Below are 18,043 nucleotides of genomic sequence, written 5' to 3'. Positions count from 1 at the left end.
GTCATCCCTGGAGCTCGACGACGGACTGGCCGATCTGGACGCCAACCCCCGGGGGCAGGGGCACGACCCCCTGGATGCGCTGATCGTTCATGTACGTTCCGTTGGTGGAACCGAGGTCCTCGACGTACCACTGATTCCCTTGCGGGTAGATGCGAGCGTGCCGGGACGACGAGTAGTCGTCGTCGAGCACGAGCGTGCAGCTCGGCGCGCGGCCGATGAGGATGCCCGACTGGGTGAGCGGGATCGTGGTGCCCGTCAGCGGGCCGGCGACCACGACCAACCGGGTCGGGGCACCGCTACGCGGCCCACCACCGACCATGGGCGCCGGAGCCGGTACCGGCCCCGACGGCGGCCCGCCCACGGTGGCGGGTTCCGGCTTGCGACGCCGCTTGCGGCCCGTCCGCGGGCCGGCGAGATCCCGCCGCAGCACGGCGACGGCCGAGAGCACGAACACCCACAGCAGCACCAGATAACCCAGCCGCAGCAGGGTGAACGTCAACTCGCTCATGAGGGGTCGATCACCAGTCCTCGTTCTCGGCGCCGGCGCTGCCCGACCAGAACATGATCCGGGTACGGCCGATCGTCATGGTGTTGCCGTCGAGCAGCGTGGCCGCGGGCACCTGGTGCCCCTCGACGTACAGACCGTTCGTGGACCCCATGTCGGAGGCGATGACGCCGTCCGGCGTGACACGGATCTCCAGGTGCCGGCGGGAGACGCCAGGGTCGTCGACGACGATGTCCGCCTCCGCGTCCCGGCCGATGACCGTGACCGGACCGGTCAGCAGGTAGCGCTGGCCGTCGATGTCGATCAGCGGGTGCCGCGCGCTGGGGGACCCCGAGGTCGCGGGGGCGACGTTTCCCTGCACGCTGCGGGAACGCACGTTGAAGCGGCCGGGCACGAGTTCGAACACCTCGTCGAACGTCACGGAGACGGGCCCGACGAAGGCGTAGTGCTGCGTCGCCGCGTAGGCCGTCACGTTCGACGCCAGTTCGTCGGCGAGGGTCTGTGCACCCCACGCCTCGATCTGGGCGAAGTCGTCCGGGGACAACTCGATCGTGAACTCGTTCGGTGCGACGGTGCGGTCCCGCCCGACCACCGCAGCGCGGTCGTCGAGCTCCCGCCGAAGCCGGCTCGCCAGCTCCACGGGCTTCACCTCACCACGTCCTACCTTGGCGAACGCGTTGTTCATCATGCGCTCCACGCTCTTCTCGAAGCGATCCAGGGCGCCCATGCCACCTCCTTCCCGGCCTGCGCGTGGGCAGACTACATAGATCGTATAGACCGGCAGGTCACCACAGACCGCAATCTGTGTGGAAGTCCTGCGGATCTTCTCGATCCTGTGCTGTGAGCCTCGGCACTGCCAGTTGGAGGAAGACGGGCGAACCCGCACGCTACCGGAGGTCGGAGTGCTACGGAACCAGGCCGGACACAGATTGGGTTCGGATCCACCCTGCCCTGCGTGCTAATCTCTTCCAGCACGCGCGAGTGGCGGAATAGGCAGACGCGCACGGTTCAGGTCCGTGTGCCCGAGAGGGCGTGGGGGTTCAACTCCCCCCTCGCGCACGTGATGCGGTAGGCGGGGTGTGTTCGGCAGGGCCGAACCGCCCCGCCTCACGTGTTTTTCGTGGGGGCGGAGCCCCCACACCCCGCCCCCGGGGGCACGCCCCCGGGCCCCCTCGAGGCTTCGCCCCTTGCCCCCTGCCGTGGTTGGCCGGGTGGTTCGGTGAACTCGTGCGGGGCGAACCCGCAGGTGGGTTGTGACGGGGAGAAATGCCCAGGTCGTGGCGCTGGAGCAGGGATCACGGCGAGGTTTGTGCTTGTGCACGGACTTTGCGCCACAATCAGCCCCATGCTTGACGTCTCGATCGCCCCAGCTCCGGCGCCGGACGCGCCGTTCGAGGATCACGTCGACTGGGCCCGCAGTGCTCCCGCGGCCCCGGTCACGCCCGCCACCATGCCGACCGACTACACGCATTCGCCCGTCGGCGACGCCATCACCGTCGATGCGCAGCCGTGGGACTACGAGTCCGAGGCGCACAAGGCGGTGTCCAGCTCGCCGCACGGGGTGCTGGACATCGGCACCGGTGACGGAACGGTCTTCGCCGCGATGGGTCCCTTGCCCGAGGGATCGGCCGCGACCAGTACCGGTCCCGCCTTCCTGGCCGCCCGCCGCACCCTCGAGCCGCTGCGCGTGAACGTGCAGAAGATCGAGGAGGTGTGGGCCGAAGACCTCGTTCTCCCGTTCTTCGACGGTCACTTCGCCACGGTGATCAGCCGTTGCGGCCTGATCAGCGCGCACGAGGTGGCGCGGTTGCTGCAACCCGGCGGAGTGTTCGTCACCGAACAGTTCGACACGCGCGACGGGTACGCCATCAACGAGGCGCTCGGTGTGCCCGTCGGCTGGGATCCGGACGGGATGACGGTCGACGTGCTCACCGACGCACTGCAGGCAGAGGGCATGGAGATCACGCGCGCCGAGCATCACGCGGGCGTGCGCAGGTTCAGGAGTCTCGCCGCCGTGCTCTGGTACCTCAGGACGGTGCCGTGGCAGGTCCCGGACCTGGCGCAGCTGGCTCCTGCGGCGGTGAGGGCGCACGAGGCCGGCCTGCGGGGACTGCACATGCGGTTCGCGGCCGGCGTGGAACTCGTCGACGAGGCACCGCGGCTCTTCGTCACGGCGCGTAAGCCCGGCTGACGGTACGGACCGCGGCGACCAGCGTGCCCGGGTCGTCGTCGGCGACCACGCTCACGCACTGCGGTATGCGCGCGTCCGTGCCCGTCCGCGCAGCGGCGGCGGCCTCGAGGACGAGGTGACCGTCATACGCGATCGAGGCGGCATGAGCCCGCAGGTCGCTCCAGGAAGGGCGGTGGCGTATGCCGTCGACATACTCCGGCGGCATGCCTGCCACGTCGAGGAACAGCTCGACGGCGGCATCGGGATCGCCCTCGGCGACGCACGACTCGACCGCGGCGACGAGATGACGCCAGGCGAACGAGCCGGCGTCGGCCACGTCGTACCGGGGCTTGTGGACGACGACGGCGGTCACGTGCTCCCGGAGGTCGGCCGCGGCACGCAGGGCGAGGAACGCGCCGGTCGAGATGCCCAGAAGGGTCGCGGGACCCGTGGTGTCGAGCACGGCGGCGAGGTCCTCCAGCTCCCGTGCCACCGCGTAGGGCGGCGTGAAACCGCTGGCGCCACGACCACGCCGGTCGTACCGGACGGTGGCGATCGGCGGCCCGCCCGAGGCTTCACCGGGTGTGGCGAGCCCGCGCGCCAGGTCGAGCGTCGAGGGCGGCCGGTGCGCCAGGACGCCGTCGACCACGACGAGTACCGAGCTCGCGTCATCGGGTCCCGTGCGGTCGACGGCGATCACGGTCCCGTCCGCGGAGGTGACGGCGGAGGCCACGGTGAACAGCGAGGTCATACAGATAGGACGACGGATCCCGGCGAAACTGATCGCTCGGTGCGACGGCCTCCGCGTCGCCGAGACACCCGCCCCGTATTCCCGCGTTCGCGCCACGGAAAAACCTTTGTCGTCGCCGAGCGCGCGGCGTAGGTTTCTGCGTACACAAGAAGGGAGGTGATCCGAGATCGTGAAGACACTCGGGACCTGTGAGGTGGTCGCGCGCTGAGAGTCGCGCGACATGAAGTCGACGCGCCGGGCTAGCACGGCGCACGGGACTGGTGGCGAATACATCGCGACCACCGGGGCCCGCGGGTATCGCGCCCTCGTCCAGCGCGGTATGGAGGTGCACGGCCTCCGAACCCGCGGGCCTTTCCCTGTCCCAGATCTCCATGCTTGCGCAAGGAATGTGCGGAGCCACCCGGCGGGCCGGGCAAGCCCCGGCATATCCTCGAAGACATGGGCGGCGGAGCAGTGGTCCTCGCGGGAGCGGCGGGAACGATCGGCGTCCAGCTGGCGTTCCGGCTCGCCGCCGAGGGCATCGAGCAGCGGCTCGTCGTGTCCGACGAGTTCCGCGCCCCCCGCCTGCCCGGTGGCGCCCGGCTCCCCGAGGCGGAGGTCGTCGTCCTCGGGCCCGACCCGGCGGACGACGACATGGACATCGCCGTGGACGACGCCGACACCCTCGTCATCGCAGACATCGCGGCCCGGGATCCGGACCCGCTCGACCTCCTGGCCGCCCACGGCTTCCGCCGGGTGGTGCACCTGTCCCAGATCGGCGCGAGCGCACAAGGGATCTCCGCGCACGCCCAGCGACACTGGCGCGTCGAGGAAGCGGTCCGTGCCTCCGGGGCCGCCTGGACGGTACTTCGGGCATCGATCCTGTACGGGACACTGGTCCACGCGGTTCACGACGACGTCCTGCGTGCGCCGGCCGGAGACGGTCGCGCCGCGGCGGTCTCCCCCGCCGACGTCGCGGACGCCGCGACCGCCGTCCTCCTCGACGAACGTGTCCACGCACACGACGGCGCCACCTACCGGATCACCGGTCCCGAGGCGCTCACGGGAGCGGACGTCGCGCGGACGCTCTCTGCCGCCACCGGACGCATCCTGCGCTACGAACCGATGACGGCCCGCGAGGCCTACGCGACCCCCGTGCCCTGGGTGCACGACCTCGACGACTGGATCTCCTGCTGTGCCGCCGTCGACGCCGGCGTGTTCGAGGACGTGGACCACACCGTCGCCCGGCTCGCCGGACGCCCCGCGCGCAGCCTCGCGTCCTGGCTCGACGACTACCCCGGGGAACTGGCGATCCTGCGCGGCTCGGGCCCCGCGAGGTAGCGGCGTCGGGCAGAGGTTAGATTCGCCGCATGTGGACGCCCGACGTGCTCGACGGCTTCGAGCAGCTCACCCTCGACCTCGAACCCGACGAGGAGGGCGACGTCGTGGCCACCCTGGCGCGCAGGACGGTGCCCGGCGAGACGGACGCGGGCGTCGACCTGCTCTACGTGCACGGCTGGAACGACTACTTCTTCCAGGCCCACCTCGCCGACTTCTGGGAACGGCTCGGCGTCCGCTTTCACGCGCTCGACCTGCGCAAGTACGGCCGGTCCATCCGCGCCGGGCAGACCCCCAACTATGTCGCCGACCTCGGGACGTACGACGAGGACGTCGCGGCGGCGCTCGCAGCGATCGGACACGGCGTGGGAACGCGCAACTCCCGCCGCCTGGTCCTCATGGGCCACTCCACCGGGGGACTGGTCCTCAGCCTGTGGGCGTCGCGCCATCCGGGACGAGCGGCCGGAGTGGTGCTGAACGCGCCGTGGCTGGAACTGCAGATGCGTGAGGCCGGTCGCCGCGTCCTCGAGCCGGGAGTGCGCGCGGCCGCCGCCATCAATCCGCGCGGGCCGGTCGTGTACTACGACCGAGGGCTGTACTCGCGTGCGATCTCGGCCGAGTACGACGGGGAGTGGGAGTACGACTCCGAGTGGCGCTCCAACTACGGGCGGCGCCCCACGCCGGCCTGGATGGCCGCGATCCTCCGCGGCCACGACCGGGTGGCGCACGGCCTGGCCATCGACGCGCCCGTGCTGGTCCTGTTGTCCGCGAGGTCCTCGATGCCGACTCGGTGGACCGAGGAGACGCAGCGGACGGACACCGTGCTCGACGTCGTCGGCGTCGCGCGACGGGTGCCGAACCTCGGCCCGGTGACGACACTCGTCTGGGTGGACGGCGCATTGCACGACGTGACGCTCTCGTCGGCGCCGGTGCGCGAGGTGGTGTGGCGGGAGACGGCGCGCTGGTTCCGCGGTTACGTGACGTGCGACGCGATCCCGCGGGAGCCGGCCGAGGAGGCACATGACCACACCCCGTGGTGGCGCACCGCTCTCGCGCGTCTCTCGACCCGTCGGAGAGGAGCCCCGGACACCTGAGCACCGCCACGGGCCCGAGTCCTCAGCCTCCGACGAAGAACGTCGACACGACGACCGCCAGTCCGGCGGTCGGCAGGACCAACGACAACCAGTTCCGTCGTCGTGCCGCGACGACGATCCCCGTCACGAGGAGCGGTACGCAGACGACGCGGCTGACGACATACGCCGGCTCCATCCCTGCGAACCGTGCGAGGAGCAGCCCGGTGATCAGGACGGCTCCGGCGAGCGCGATCATGTTGGTGACCGTCAGGACCTCGCCCTTCCGCTCGGCGTCGGGCTCGTCGTCGAGATCGTCGGCCACAGCTCTCCTCTGTTGTGAACGTGCAGGTCAGAACAGGTGATACTGGTTCTCGGACAGTGTTCGGGCACGGGCCTTCCGGGTCAAGGAAAGTCGCCGGGGAACTCGCACCCTCCTGAGTCGCCGTGGACCGGGCATCATGGGTCTCATGAAGGTCTCCCGCCGTTCCGCCGTGCCACCGTTCGCCGTCATGGAGGTCCTCGCCGCCGCGAACGCGCGCCGCGCCGCGGGTGCCGACGTGCTCAACCTCTGCGCCGGGGAACCGTCCACCGGCGCGTCGGGTGTCGTGCGTGAGCGGGCCGCCGAGGTGCTTCGCACCGGCGACATCGGGTACACGGAGGCGCTCGGTGTACCGGCACTCCGCGAGGAGATCGCAGGGCACTACGGCCGTTGGTACGACCTGGAGGTCGATCCCGCGCGCATCGCGGTGACCACCGGCTCGAGCGGTGGTTTCCTGCTGGCGTTCCTCGCGGCGTTCGACGTCGGTGACCGCGTGGCGCTCGCGCGGCCCGGCTATCCCGCCTACAAGAACATCCTGTCCGCACTCGGGTGCGAGGTGGTCGAGCTCGACTGCGGTCCCGAGACCCGCTACCAGCCCGGTGTCTCCCAGCTCATGGAGGCGTACTACGACGGCGGGCTCGACGGGCTCGTGGTCGCCAGCCCGGCCAACCCCACCGGGACGATGATCACGCCCGACGAGCTGGACGCCGTCGCCGAATGGTGCGCGGCGCACGAGGTGCGGCTGATCAGCGACGAGATCTACCACGGCATCGCGTACTCCGACGAGGTCACCCAGGCCACGGCCGCGCGGTACGCGGACCGTGGTGCCGTGGTCGTGAACTCGTTCTCGAAGTACTGGGCGATGACGGGCTGGCGGCTCGGCTGGCTCGTGCTGCCCGGGGAACTGGTCGCACCGGTGGGTGCCCTGGCCGGGAACGTGGCGTTGTCGCCGCCCGCGCTGGCCCAGCAGGCCGGTATCGCGGCGTTCTCCGAGGAAGGATATGCGGCCGCCGCGCAGAACGTGGCCCGGTACGCCGACTCGCGTGCCCTGCTCCTGGACCGCCGGGCGGATCTCGGATGGGACCCGGTGGCTCCGGCCGACGGCGCGTTCTACTTCTACGGCAACATCGCCCGGTTCGGCCTCGACTCGGTCACCTACTGCGAACGCCTGCTCGCGGAGGCGAACGTGGCGATCACACCGGGCCTGGACTTCGACGGGGTCAACGGCCGCGACTGGGTACGGCTGTCGTTCGCGTCGGCCCCCGACGTCGTCGCCGCTGCCGTGGACCGCATCGCGGCGTGGCACAAGACCTTCTGAGATGCCGATCCGACTCGTCACCTTCAACCTGCGGCACGGGCTGGGTCGCGACGACAGGGTCGACCGCCGGTTGCTGGCCGACGCGGTACGCGGCCTGGAGCCGGACATCCTGGCGCTGCAAGAGGTGGACCGGTTCCAGCCCCGCAGCGGGTTCGCGGACCAGGCGCGGATCTGCGCGGAGGCGATGGGTGCCGTCGAGTACCGCTACGTGCCCACCGTGGCCGGCTGGATGAGCGTTCCCGGTCTGCGGTGGCGGGCGCGCGGTGAGGAGCGGTCTCCCGCGTACGGCATCGCCCTGGCCTCGCGGCTTCCGGTGCGGGCGTGGCGACGGTGGAGGCTGCCGATGGCCAGTCGTTGGGTCGGTCCGGTGCAGCTGGGCATCGACGAACCGCGTGCCGCCGTCGCGGCGGACGTGGAAACGCCGTCCGGTGCGCTGACGGTGTGCGCCACGCACCTCAGCTCCCGGCTGGGCAACGCCTGGGCGCAGCTGCCGTGGCTGCGGGATGCGCTCCGTGGCGCGCCGCGGCCGCTCGTCCTGATGGGTGACCTGAATCTCCGTGACGAGGCACCGATCACCGTCACGGGCTGGCGGTCCCTGGCCGTGTCACCGACCTTCCCGGTCGCGAAGCCGCGGTTCCAGATCGACCACATCCTGGTCGACGACGACGGCGGGTTGCGCACGGCCGGAGAAGCCCGGGCCCCGGACACGGGAGTGTCCGACCACCGGGCACTCGTGATCGATGTGGCGTTGTCCACCGGCTGACCCGGCGTCGCATGCCGGTCCCCTTCCTCGAACCCGCAACGTCCGAGGAAGGGGACCGGCGGTCCCGCCGGGATCAGCGGAACGTCGAGCGGGCCACCGCCTGGGCATGGACCACGGGAGTGGCCACCGGTTCGTCGGAGGCGTTGTCCCGAGCCTTGCGGCCCCGGGCTCGGGCCACCACGAACAGTGCGTTCGCGCCGATCGCGATGGCCGCGATGTTCGACGCCGCCGACGGCCACACGCCGTTCATGGCGGCGACGGCCATGAGGATCGACGCGGCGGACACGTTGGTCGCCTGGAACGCGATCGAGTCGGGACGCCATTTGCCCCGGCTCACCATCGCGTACGCAACGAGTCCAGCAACAGCGCCAACCCAGCCGAGGGCCGTGACGACAGCGGTCATGAGCGAGAGCACAAAGCACCTCCCGAATCGATTCGACAAATGATGGGCGAACCCCTGACGACAGCTGACGCTAGGGGATGGTTCTGGGTGCCACCTGATCGGCACGCGAGAACTGGCGGCAACGGCTGGCCGGCGAAGATCGCGGCCCGCTGCCACGGACTATTCTGGACCCCTCGGTAGCTTCAGCACAATCGAACGTTTCTAGACTCCCGGGTGTAGCATCGCTACATGGCTGCAGACCCCCGAAGACTGGCTTTTCTCCTTGCCGTGCACCGTGCGGGCGGTGTCCTCGCCGCAGCCGATCTGCTTCACGTCACGCCGTCGGCGGTGTCCCAGCAGATCGCCCGGCTCGAGGCCGAGGAGGGCATCTCCGTCCTGGACCGCGGACCGCGCGGGGTCACGCTCACGCCGGCCGGCCGCGTTCTCGCGGAGGCCGCCGAGCGGATCGAGTCCGAGCTCATCGAGGCGCGCCAGGCGATCGCGGCACTCGGGGAGGAGGTCACGGGCCGCGTGATGATCGGCGCCTTCCAGACGGCGATCCGCGCCGTCGTCGCTCCGATGCTGGCGACCCTCGCGGAGAAGTTCCCGGGCATCGAGGTGGACGTCAACGAGCACGATCCGTTCGAGTCCGTCCGGAAGCTCCGTGCCGGTGATCTCGACGCCATCATCCTGGACCGCGACGTGGACATGGACGCTCCCGCACCGCGTGGCGTCCATGAGATCCCCCTGCTCGAGGAACCGTGGTGCATCGTCGTCCCGCCCGGGACGGCCGAGCCCGAGCGGCTCGACGACCTGCCCGGCCTGCCCTGGGTGGGGCCGCTCGCGGACATCGCCGCCGACCGTGCGCTACGGAGGCTGGCTCGCACGCTCGGCACCGAGATCACCACCCGCCACTCCTACTACGACTTCGACACGGCTCTGGCCCTCGTGGCAGCCGGTCAGGGGATCGCGATGCTGCCGGCCCTCGCCCTCAAGGAGCAGGACGTGCCCGACGGCGTCACCGTGGTCCGGCTCGCCGGTCTCGGCTCCCGCCGGCTCGTGGTGCGGCACCGTGTCGGACGGCATGAGCCGAGCCCGGCCGTGCGAGCCGTGGTGGACGAGATGGTCGAGTCCGCCCGCGGCATGACCCCATGACGCCAAGCGCCCGAATATGGTGGATTCGCAGGTCAGGGCGCCGGGGCAGACGACGGTGGCGTACCGTGGCGCGGCGCCGCGTGGAATCGTGACCGGTTTTCCCCAGATGCCGGTACCTGAACGGCTCTCGGAGGCTCTACGATGCGTCCGTGAACGCTTCACCACACGATCAGCGCCCCGCCCGGGTCCGCACGGATTGGGGCCTGGCCGGCGCGCGTGCCCTGACCGAGTCCGGTGCGCGCAAGTCGCTCGTCGTGGTGATCGACGTCCTGTCCTTCTCGACCTCGGTGACCGTCGCCTGCGAGGCCGGCGCCGGGGTCTATCCCTTTCCTTACCGGGACGGGGCAGGAGCCGTTCGTCTGGCCCGCACCATGCGTGCCGTCCTCGCCGGACCGCGGGCCGAGGAGGGCATCAGCCTGTCTCCCGCGTCGTTGCGTGGCCTCGACGCGGAGCGGGTGGTCCTGCCGTCACCGAACGGCTCCATGATCGCGCACACGATCGGTAGCCGTGGCGCCCTGATGATCGTCGGCTGCCTGCGCAACGTCAGTGCCGTCGCCGGCCTCGCGGCCGCCCACCTGAACGCCAGTCCCGAGCACGACGTCGTTCTCGTCCCCGCCGGTGAGCAGTGGCACGACGACGCGTTGCGCCCGGCACTGGAGGACCAGCTCGCCGCCGGTGCGATCGCCGCGCGCCTGACCGAGATGCTGCCCGACGACGTCACCCGTGTCTCGGCGGAGACGGGAGCGGCGGTCGCGATGTGGCAGGGCACGTCGGAGCCCGCCGACCTGCTCCTCGGATCGGTGAGCGGACGGGAACTGGTGGACAGCGGTTTCGACGAGGACGTGCTGATCGCGGCCGAGCTGGACGCGACCGATGTCGTGCCCGTGCTCATGGACGGTGCGTTCGTGCCGCTCGGGCACCGGCTGGCCGCGGCCCGGAGGGCCAAGGCGGGCGCGGCGGCGATGCCGACGTCGGCGGCCTAAGGGCTGTCCGGGAAGTACCCGCGGAGCGCCGCCACGATCGGCAGATCGCCTTCGATCCAGTCGACGTCGCCCAGTTCGGCCCGCGTGAGCCACCGCAGCACGTCGTGGTCCTCGAGGGGCTCGGGGCGTCCTTCGGTGATACGTCCCAGCCAGAGGCGCATCCGGTAGCGGTCGGTGAGCGGCCAGCAGCCGTCGTCCGGCCCCACGACCTCACGCCCGAGACGCACGGCGACGCCGAGCTCCTCGCGCAGTTCCCGGTGCAGCGCCTCGGGAGGCGACTCGCCGGGATCGACCTTGCCGCCGGGGAACTCCCAGCGCCCGGCCAGTGCCTCGGGGCGCGTTCGGCGGGCGGCGAGCAGGCGTGCGGGACGGTCGAGGTCGTCCACCAGTGCGGCGGCGACCACCAGGATCGGGGCGGCCATGCCGAGCATCCTGGCATGCCGGGACCGCTCGGTCAGCCTCGCCGAGCCTCACCGTCACGGTGGCGTCCGCCCTGGGTACACGGACGCCACCGCGAACGGTGGCGCGGCCGACGGCGTGCCGGTCAGTCGCCGTTCAGGCCCAGGCGTTCGGCGCGTTCCACCGCGGCTGCCCGGTTGGACACGCCGAGCTTCCGGTAAAGGCTCCGGACCTGCGACTTCACGGTGTTGCGTGTGACGAACAGCGTCTCCGCGATCTGCTCGAGGGTCTCTTCCTTGTTCATCAGGCCTTCGAGCACGACGCGCTCACGACGGGTCAGTGCGGGACGGTCGGCCACAACGGTGCTCATGCGTTCTCCTTCTGTGCAGCGGCCGTGTCTGGGCTACGGCCTTGAGGGGTGCTGCTACCGGTAGAGAGTCCGCTCGGCGGCATTCGTGACGCGACTTCGTCAGCCGTTTCGGATCTGTGATCTTCTCGTGACGAGAAGCGGACGGCCCGCGCGTTTCCGCACGGGCCGTCCGAGAGCGAGAGGCCAGGTCAGACGCCTGCGTGTGCCCTGTACTCGTCGGCGGTGAGCAGCTCGCCCGTGGCGCTCACCTCCACCTTGAAGAGCCAACCCCCCTCGAACGGTGCGGAGCCGACCAGCTCCGGGTCGTCGACGACCGCCTGGTTCACCTCGGTGACCGTCCCGCTCACCGGCGCGTACAGCTCCGAGACGGACTTCGTGGACTCGATCTCGCCGACCACCGTGCCGTGCTCGATCGTGGCACCGACCTCGGGCAGCTCCACGAAGACGACGTCGCCAAGGGCCTCGGCGGCATAGGGCGTGATGCCGACGGTCGCGGGGGACTCGCCGTCCACCCACTCGTGTTCCTTGGTGTACTTCAGCGTGGCGGGATACTCGGCCATGAGGGCTCCTTGTTCGTGGTGGCTCGGGATCACTTGGTACGACGGTAGAACGGCAGCGGGACGACGACGAACGGTTCCGCCCGGCCGCGCACGTCGACCGCCAGCTCCGTGCCCTCGGCCGACACCTCGGGAGTCACGTACGCCATCGCGACCGGGTAGCCGAGCGTGGGGGACGGGACGCCCGAGGTCACGGAGCCCACCTTCGCCCCCGCGTCTCCGTCGGCGGTGCGGCGCACGACGTCGTAGCCCGCGCGAGCCGGCCGGCGACCCTCGCCGCGCAGTCCGACGAGCACCCGTGCGGGCTGCGCGCCCTTGCGCGACGCGAGGGCGTCCCGCCCCACGAAGGCCAGCGGTTCGCCGTCCGCCGTCTCCTTGTCGAGGCGCACCACCCTGCCCATGCCTGCCTCGAAGGGCGTCGTCGTCGTGTCGAGCTCGTGTCCGTACAGAGGCATCCCGGCCTCCAGGCGCAGCGAGTCACGCGCCGACAGCCCCGCCGGCACGAGACCGAACGGCTCGCCGGCGGCCAGGACCGCACGCCACAGCTCGACCGCACGGTCCGGGGAGACCCAGATCTCGAAGCCGTCCTCGCCGGTGTAACCGGTGCGGCCGACGACGACGGCCTCGTCCCGGAACCGCATCGGCGCACACGCGTAGTACCTGAGGTTCTCCAGCGTGACACCGCCGGACGCCTCGGGGTCCTCCTCGAACCCGTCGGTCGCGCGCAGGATCTCCTCGGCGCGAGGGCCCTGGACCGCCAGCAGCGCGCTGGGGGCCGGCACCACCTCGACGTCGAACGCGGCCGCGCGCCTCCGGAACTCGTCCAGCACGACCTCCGTGTTCGCCGCGTTCGCCACCACGAAGTACTCGGTCTCGCCCGTGCGGTACACGATCAGGTCGTCCAGCACGCCGCCGTCGTCGGCGCAGATCATCGAGTACCGCGCGCGCAGGAGCTTCACCTGCGAGATGGCGCCGACGAGAGCATGGTCGAGGAAGGCGGCGGCCTCCGGTCCGTGCACGCCGATGTCGCCCATGTGGGACAGGTCGAACAGCCCTGCGGTCTCGCGCACCGCGCGGTGTTCCGCCAGGTCCGAGGTGTAGCGCAGCGGCATCTGCCACCCGCCGAACTCGGTCATGTGGGCCCCGAGCGCGACATGCTCGTCGTGGAGCGGGGTCTTCTTGTCGGTCATGTGAGTTCCTCGTCTCGTCTGCGCCGCTTCCTCGGGTTCGGCTTCGGGTGTGTGCCTCGTTCCTCGGCTCGCATCCTGCGCTCACCCTTCGTCAGCCTGTGTCTGATGCGCCGCTTCCTCGGGTTCGGCTTCGGGTGTGTGCCTCGTTCCTCGGCACCCACCCTGCGCTCACCCTTCGTCAGCGGCGGCGAAATCCTCGACCGGCGGGCAGGAGCACACCAGGTTGCGGTCACCGTGCGCGTCGTCGATGCGTCGTACCGGCGGCCAGTACTTGTCGTGACGCAGACCCGGCAGCGGGTACGCGGCGGTCTCGCGGGAGTAGGGCTTGTCCCACCCGGTGGCGCTGACCACCGCCGCCGTGTGCGGTGCGCCGCGCAGCGGTGACTCCTCGACGGTCCAGCGGCCGGCGGCGACCTCGTCGATCTCCCGGCGGATCGCGATCATCGCGTCCACGAACCGGTCCAGTTCCGCCAGATCCTCGGACTCCGTGGGCTCCACCATGAGGGTGCCCGGCACGGGGAACGCGAGCGTCGGCGCGTGGAAGCCGTAGTCCTGCAGCCGCTTGGCGACGTCGGCGGCGGTCACGCCGGTGCGCGCCGTGAGGTCTCGCAGATCGAGGATGCACTCGTGTGCGACCAGACCGTTCGGGCCGGTGTACAACGTGGGGAAATGGCCGGCGAGCCGCGACGACACGTAGTTCGCCGTGAGCACGGCCGCCTTGGTCGCCTCGGTCAGGCCGTCCGGTCCCATGAGGGCCAGATAGGCGTACGAGATCGGCAGGATCCCGGCAGAACCGTGGTTCGTCCCGCTGATCGGCGTACCTGCCGGACCGTCGCCCGACGCGTCCGGTGCCGCCACCGGATTCGCCGGCAGGAAGGGGACGAGATGCTCGGCCACGGCCACCGGACCGACGCCCGGGCCGCCACCACCGTGCGGGATGCAGAACGTCTTGTGCAGGTTCAGGTGCGAGACATCGCCGCCGAACTCGCCCGGCCGCGCCAGTCCCACCAGGGCGTTCAGGTTCGCGCCGTCGATGTAGACCTGACCGCCCGCGTCGTGGACCAGATCGCACACCTCGCGCACGTGCTCCTCGAAGACGCCGTGCGTCGACGGGTAGGTGATCATGATCGCCGCGACCTGGGCAGCGTGCTGTTCCAGCTTGGCGCGCAGGTCGTCCAGGAGGATCTCGCCGTCGTCGGCCGTCTTCACGACGACCACACGCAGGCCGGCCAGTGCCGCGGACGCCGCGTTGGTCCCGTGCGCCGACGCCGGGATCAACACCAGGTCGCGGGCCTCCTCACCTCGGGAGCGGTGATACTCCTTGATGGCGAGCAGTCCGGCGAACTCGCCCTGGGACCCGGCATTGGGCTGGACCGAGACCGCGGCGTAGCCCGTGATGTCGGCGAGCTGAGCCTCCAGGGCGGAGATGAGCTCGGCGTAGCCCTCGGTCTGGTCGGCCGGGGCGTACGGGTGGATGGTCGCGAACTCGGGCCACGAGATCGCCTCCATCTCGACGGCGGCGTTGAGCTTCATGGTGCACGAACCGAGGGGGATCATCGTGCGGTCGAGCGCGAGGTCCTTGTCGGAGAGGCGCCGCAGGTACCGCATGAGACTGGTTTCGGAGCGGTGGGTATGGAAGACCGGGTGCTGGAGGTAGGGGGTCGTCCGGCCGAGCTCGGCGGGGAGTGCGGAGGCCCGCTCCGCGCTCCCGGTCTCTGCGGGGACGCGTACGTCCGAGGTGGTCCGGCCGTCGTCGGTGGTGGGACGGGCCGGTGCGGAGGCCGATCCCAGGGCGGTGAGGAGGCTCCGGGTGACGGCTTCGACGTCCGCCGGCGTCGTGGTCTCGTCGCAGGCGATCTGGAGGTGGTCCGTGTCCGGGACGTGAAGGTTGTAGCCCGCCTCGGCGGCCGCGGAGGCGAGCCGGGCAGCCTTGCCGGGGACGACCGCGCGGACCGTGTCGAAGAAGAGGTCGTGCTCGACCTCCACGCCGTGCCCGCGGAGGGCCTCGGCGAGGGTGGTCGCGTGGGCGTGGACGCGCTCGGCGATCGCCTTCAGACCCTGTGGACCGTGGTGGACCGCGTACATGCCGGCCACGATGGCCAGGAGCGCCTGGGCCGTGCAGATGTTCGACGTCGCGCGCTCGCGGCGGATGTGCTGCTCACGGGTGGCCAGGGCGAGGCGGTAACCCGGGGAGCCGTCGGCGTCGACCGAGACGCCCACGAGGCGGCCGGGCAGCTGGCGCTCCAGACCCTTGCGGACCGCGATGTACGCGGCGTGCGGGCCGCCGTAGAAGAGTGGCACGCCGAAGCGCTGGGCGGAGCCGACGGAGATGTCCGCGCCGAGCTCACCAGGGCTGGTCAGGAGCGTCAGGGCGAGGAGGTCGGTGGCGACCGTGACGAGCGCGCCGGACGCCTTGGCCTCGGCCACCACGCCGCGCGCGTCCAGGATCCGGCCGCTCGCGCCCACCTGCTGGACGACCAGGCCCACCAGTTCGCCGTCGGGCAGCGTGCCGCCGTCGGACACGTGTTCGGCGAGGCCTGCCGCCAGGCCCGCGCTCAGGTTCGCGACCACGACCGGGAGGCCGATGGCCTCCGCGCGGCCACGGGCGACGGCGAGGGACTGGCCGAACAGGTCCGCGTCGAGGACGACGTAGCCGGCCTTCGCCTTCGACGCCCGCCACATCAGGGCCACGGCCTCGGCCACCGCCGTGGCTTCGTCGAGCAGGGACGCGTTGGCGATCTCGAGGCCGGTCAGGTCCTCGACGACCTGCTGGAAGTTGAGAAGCGCCTCGAGGCGGCCCTGGCTGATCTCGGGCTGGTAGGGCGTGTAGGCCGTGTACCAGCCCGGGGACTCGAGCGCGTTGCGGCGGATCACGGCCGGCGTGTGCGTGTCGTAGAAGCCCTGGCCGATCATCTGGCGCTTGACCTGGTTCTTGCCGGCGACGTCCCGCAGGTGGGCGAGAACCTCGGCCTCGGTGCGCGCCGCGGGGAGGTCGAGCGGACGCTGCGTGCGGATCGACTTGGGGACGGCCGCCTCGACAAGCGCGTCCACGGTGTCGTAACCGAGCTGATCGAGCATCGCGGCGGTCTCGCGGCCTCGCGGGCCGACGTGCCGGTCGGCGAACACGGCCGGTGCCGGGTGGTGCTGGTTCACGGGCGGGCTCCTGCGGTCCGGAGGGCGTGAGGGACGACAACTGGGTCCCTCCCCGCTCTGTCATCGGACACCGTGCCCCCGTGCGGGGCAGGCATCGACCTGAGAGTTTTGCCGGTCCGCCTTCCCGTCCGGGTGGGGCGCGCCGACTTGCACCGTCGGTGGAGGCCTCGTGGCCCGGCGGTGACCGGCCCGCGAAGCGGCTCGCTTTCCAGAGTTGCCTCGCCACGACGGTACAGGGGGCCTGAGAGATTCCCGGGGAGGGTTTGCTCCTTCGGCGCCGGAGGGACGCCGTCGTCCTCGCGGATGACGACGCCACGTTCCGGGCTCTCCCGTCGCGGCTGCTGGCGGCACGGACCAGGGGCACGAACGCGTCGAGAACCCGGCCCGTCGATTCAGTTGTGGGTCAAGACTACTGGGGTCCGGCGACTCGGCCGCACGCCGATCCCCGTTACGCTTGAACCATGACGAACTTCCAGGTTGCCCACCGTGACAAGCAGGAGCCGACGGCGGCCCTCCTGGTGCGCGTGATCGTGTGCTTCGCTCTGTTCGCGGGCGGCCTCGCCCTGATCGGCGTCGGTACCGCCGCCGGCCCGTCCGAGGACCTCGGCGGCGCGGTCGCGTTCGTCGGCGGCATTCTCCTGGTCGGCCTGGCCTTCGGCCTCCCGATGCTGGGCGCCCACGAGCGCTGAGAAGCCGCGTCGCGGGCGCCCTGTCGTCAGAGCCTCGTGATCCGGATCGCGTCGGCGACGACGTAGGCCGATCCGCTCGTCCACCGGCTCACGGCCACGACGGTGCGGGTGCCGGCCGTCATCGAGTAGGTGCCGAGCGACATCCAGGCGCCGCCGCCGGCCGACTGGTCCACCCGTACCGTGGACTGCGCCGTGCCGGTGTGGACGATGAACGGCGTGGACGTGTTGTACCCGGCGATCGCCGGGAACCACGCCTCGACCCGGTAGGACCCGTTCGACGGGATCGTCGCACGGTACGTCGCGAGATCGCTCACCTCGGCCGGTCTCGCGTATCGGTAGTCGGAGCCGTAGCGCTCGGACGAGTAGGACGACGTCAGCCAGTTCCCGCTCGCCGAGAACCCGCTCGACGTGTTGTCGACGATCACTGACCAGGACGTCCCGTTCAGTGCGGCGGCGACCTCGCTGCGCAGCTGGGGCAGCATCGCGTAGAGCACGTCACCCGGGCACGCGGTCGCACGGAAGTCGCGGTGGCCGTAGATCTGGGTGGGGGCGATGCCGTACTGCTGGCAGATGTAGGCGCACAGGTCCACCAGGCTGTTCCACAACTGGGCGGGCGGGGCGACGCTCGTGTAGGTGCCCTGGTTCTCGATGCCGATCGCGTCGCTGTTCTGCCCGGGGCAGTGCGCGCCGACGACGGTGTGGGTGCCGGCTCGCAGACCGTTGAGACTGCCGCGCCGTCCCTCCATGACGTACCCCCCGCGGCTGACCGACAGGTGCTGGCCCGAGTCGACCCAGCCGTTGGCGAAGTGCCACTGCTGCACGTCGCGCGCGATGCGGTAGCCCGCCGCCTGTGAGTAGTCGGTGACGTTCGCCGACGCCATGTGGTGGATCAGGATCTTGTTGGGTTTGCCCGAGGTCGTCGAGATGGTGCCGCGCGGGGCCTCGGCGC

The 18,043-nt window shown here is 70.9% G+C and carries 19 protein-coding genes, 1 tRNA gene and 1 riboswitch; of the genes, 9 read left to right on the top strand and 11 right to left on the bottom strand.

Annotated features, from left to right (window positions below; all coding sequences use genetic code 11):
* Position 1: 1 nt before the first annotated feature.
* The gene (locus J0911_RS04150; protein WP_207274204.1) at positions 2–508 is read right to left on the bottom strand and encodes an FHA domain-containing protein FhaB/FipA; all 507 of its coding nucleotides are present in this window, start codon (positions 506–508) and stop codon (positions 2–4) included.
* A 10-nt stretch (positions 509–518) separates the two neighbouring features.
* On the bottom strand, positions 519–1,232 hold the full coding sequence (locus J0911_RS04145; RefSeq protein WP_123816171.1) for an FHA domain-containing protein: 714 nt from the start codon (positions 1,230–1,232) through the stop codon (positions 519–521).
* A 248-nt stretch (positions 1,233–1,480) separates the two neighbouring features.
* Here J0911_RS04145 and J0911_RS04140 point away from each other — a divergent pair.
* Positions 1,481–1,564 (top strand) — tRNA-Leu (locus J0911_RS04140).
* A gap of 286 nt (positions 1,565–1,850) precedes the next feature.
* Positions 1,851–2,696 carry a class I SAM-dependent methyltransferase gene (locus J0911_RS04135; protein WP_207274203.1) on the top strand — a complete coding sequence of 282 codons (846 nt, stop codon included), beginning with the start codon at positions 1,851–1,853 and terminating at the stop codon, positions 2,694–2,696.
* Here the strand turns inward: J0911_RS04135 and J0911_RS04130 are convergent.
* Entirely contained in the window at positions 2,674–3,426 is a 753-nt protein-coding gene (locus tag J0911_RS04130) for an alpha/beta hydrolase (RefSeq protein WP_207274202.1), read from the bottom strand. The genes J0911_RS04135 and J0911_RS04130 overlap by 23 nt on opposite strands.
* Before the next feature lie 438 nt (positions 3,427–3,864).
* Here J0911_RS04130 and J0911_RS04125 point away from each other — a divergent pair, with 438 nt between their 5' ends.
* Positions 3,865–4,746, top strand: coding sequence for an NAD(P)H-binding protein (locus tag J0911_RS04125; RefSeq protein ID WP_207274201.1), 882 nt, complete (start codon positions 3,865–3,867; stop codon positions 4,744–4,746).
* A 29-nt stretch (positions 4,747–4,775) separates the two neighbouring features.
* On the top strand, positions 4,776–5,837 hold the full coding sequence (locus J0911_RS04120) for an alpha/beta hydrolase (protein ID WP_207274200.1): 1,062 nt from the start codon (positions 4,776–4,778) through the stop codon (positions 5,835–5,837).
* Between the two features lie 22 nt (positions 5,838–5,859).
* On the opposite strand, the gene J0911_RS04115 is transcribed toward J0911_RS04120, so the two are convergent.
* Positions 5,860–6,138 (bottom strand): hypothetical protein, encoded by a 279-nt coding sequence (locus tag J0911_RS04115; protein ID WP_207274199.1) that lies wholly within the window; start codon positions 6,136–6,138, stop codon positions 5,860–5,862.
* Between the two features lie 145 nt (positions 6,139–6,283).
* Between J0911_RS04115 and J0911_RS04110 the strand changes: the two genes are divergently transcribed.
* Both J0911_RS04110 and J0911_RS04105 read left to right on the top strand, forming a co-directional pair.
* A complete protein-coding gene (locus J0911_RS04110; protein ID WP_207274198.1) occupies positions 6,284–7,453 on the top strand; it encodes a pyridoxal phosphate-dependent aminotransferase in 1,170 nt (389 codons plus the stop codon).
* 1 nt (position 7,454) lies between these two features.
* Positions 7,455–8,216 (top strand): endonuclease/exonuclease/phosphatase family protein, encoded by a 762-nt coding sequence (locus J0911_RS04105; RefSeq protein ID WP_242636273.1) that lies wholly within the window; start codon positions 7,455–7,457, stop codon positions 8,214–8,216.
* Between the two features lie 73 nt (positions 8,217–8,289).
* On the opposite strand, the gene J0911_RS04100 is transcribed toward J0911_RS04105, so the two are convergent.
* Positions 8,290–8,619: a CBU_0592 family membrane protein gene (locus J0911_RS04100; RefSeq protein ID WP_207274197.1), complete on the bottom strand. Its 330-nt coding sequence runs from the start codon at positions 8,617–8,619 to the stop codon at positions 8,290–8,292.
* A 228-nt stretch (positions 8,620–8,847) separates the two neighbouring features.
* Between J0911_RS04100 and J0911_RS04095 the strand changes: the two genes are divergently transcribed.
* Both J0911_RS04095 and J0911_RS04090 read left to right on the top strand, forming a co-directional pair.
* Positions 8,848–9,753: a LysR family transcriptional regulator gene (locus J0911_RS04095; protein ID WP_207274196.1), complete on the top strand. Its 906-nt coding sequence runs from the start codon at positions 8,848–8,850 to the stop codon at positions 9,751–9,753.
* A gap of 149 nt (positions 9,754–9,902) precedes the next feature.
* Positions 9,903–10,736 carry a 2-phosphosulfolactate phosphatase gene (locus J0911_RS04090; protein WP_207274195.1) on the top strand — a complete coding sequence of 278 codons (834 nt, stop codon included), beginning with the start codon at positions 9,903–9,905 and terminating at the stop codon, positions 10,734–10,736.
* Here the strand turns inward: J0911_RS04090 and J0911_RS04085 are convergent.
* From J0911_RS04085 to gcvP, 5 genes are all read right to left on the bottom strand, one after another.
* Entirely contained in the window at positions 10,733–11,158 is a 426-nt protein-coding gene (locus tag J0911_RS04085; protein WP_207274194.1) for a (deoxy)nucleoside triphosphate pyrophosphohydrolase, read from the bottom strand. The two genes, J0911_RS04090 and J0911_RS04085, sit on opposite strands and share 4 nt — an antisense overlap.
* A gap of 122 nt (positions 11,159–11,280) precedes the next feature.
* The gene (locus J0911_RS04080; protein WP_207274193.1) at positions 11,281–11,505 is read right to left on the bottom strand and encodes a LuxR C-terminal-related transcriptional regulator; all 225 of its coding nucleotides are present in this window, start codon (positions 11,503–11,505) and stop codon (positions 11,281–11,283) included.
* Between the two features lie 188 nt (positions 11,506–11,693).
* Positions 11,694–12,065 (bottom strand): glycine cleavage system protein GcvH, encoded by a 372-nt coding sequence (gene gcvH / locus J0911_RS04075; protein WP_207274192.1) that lies wholly within the window; start codon positions 12,063–12,065, stop codon positions 11,694–11,696.
* 29 nt (positions 12,066–12,094) lie between these two features.
* Positions 12,095–13,252 carry a glycine cleavage system aminomethyltransferase GcvT gene (gene gcvT, locus J0911_RS04070; RefSeq protein WP_207274191.1) on the bottom strand — a complete coding sequence of 386 codons (1,158 nt, stop codon included), beginning with the start codon at positions 13,250–13,252 and terminating at the stop codon, positions 12,095–12,097.
* Between the two features lie 168 nt (positions 13,253–13,420).
* Entirely contained in the window at positions 13,421–16,405 is a 2,985-nt protein-coding gene (gene gcvP / locus J0911_RS04065; protein WP_207274190.1) for an aminomethyl-transferring glycine dehydrogenase, read from the bottom strand.
* Positions 16,406–16,623: 218 nt separating this feature from the next.
* A riboswitch (glycine riboswitch) is annotated at positions 16,624–16,747 on the bottom strand.
* A gap of 119 nt (positions 16,748–16,866) precedes the next feature.
* Here gcvP and J0911_RS04060 point away from each other — a divergent pair.
* A complete protein-coding gene (locus J0911_RS04060; protein ID WP_207274189.1) occupies positions 16,867–17,094 on the top strand; it encodes a hypothetical protein in 228 nt (75 codons plus the stop codon).
* A gap of 26 nt (positions 17,095–17,120) precedes the next feature.
* Here the strand turns inward: J0911_RS04060 and J0911_RS04055 are convergent.
* A partial coding sequence (locus J0911_RS04055) for a golvesin C-terminal-like domain-containing protein (protein WP_207274188.1) occupies positions 17,121–18,043 on the bottom strand: 923 nt, incomplete at its 5' end.

This window comes from Myceligenerans salitolerans (assembly GCF_017349295.1).
Lineage (GTDB): Bacteria > Actinomycetota > Actinomycetes > Actinomycetales > Cellulomonadaceae > Myceligenerans > Myceligenerans salitolerans.
The sequence above is the reverse complement of the archived record's forward strand: the minus strand, read 5'-3'. Positions and strand labels throughout refer to the sequence as shown.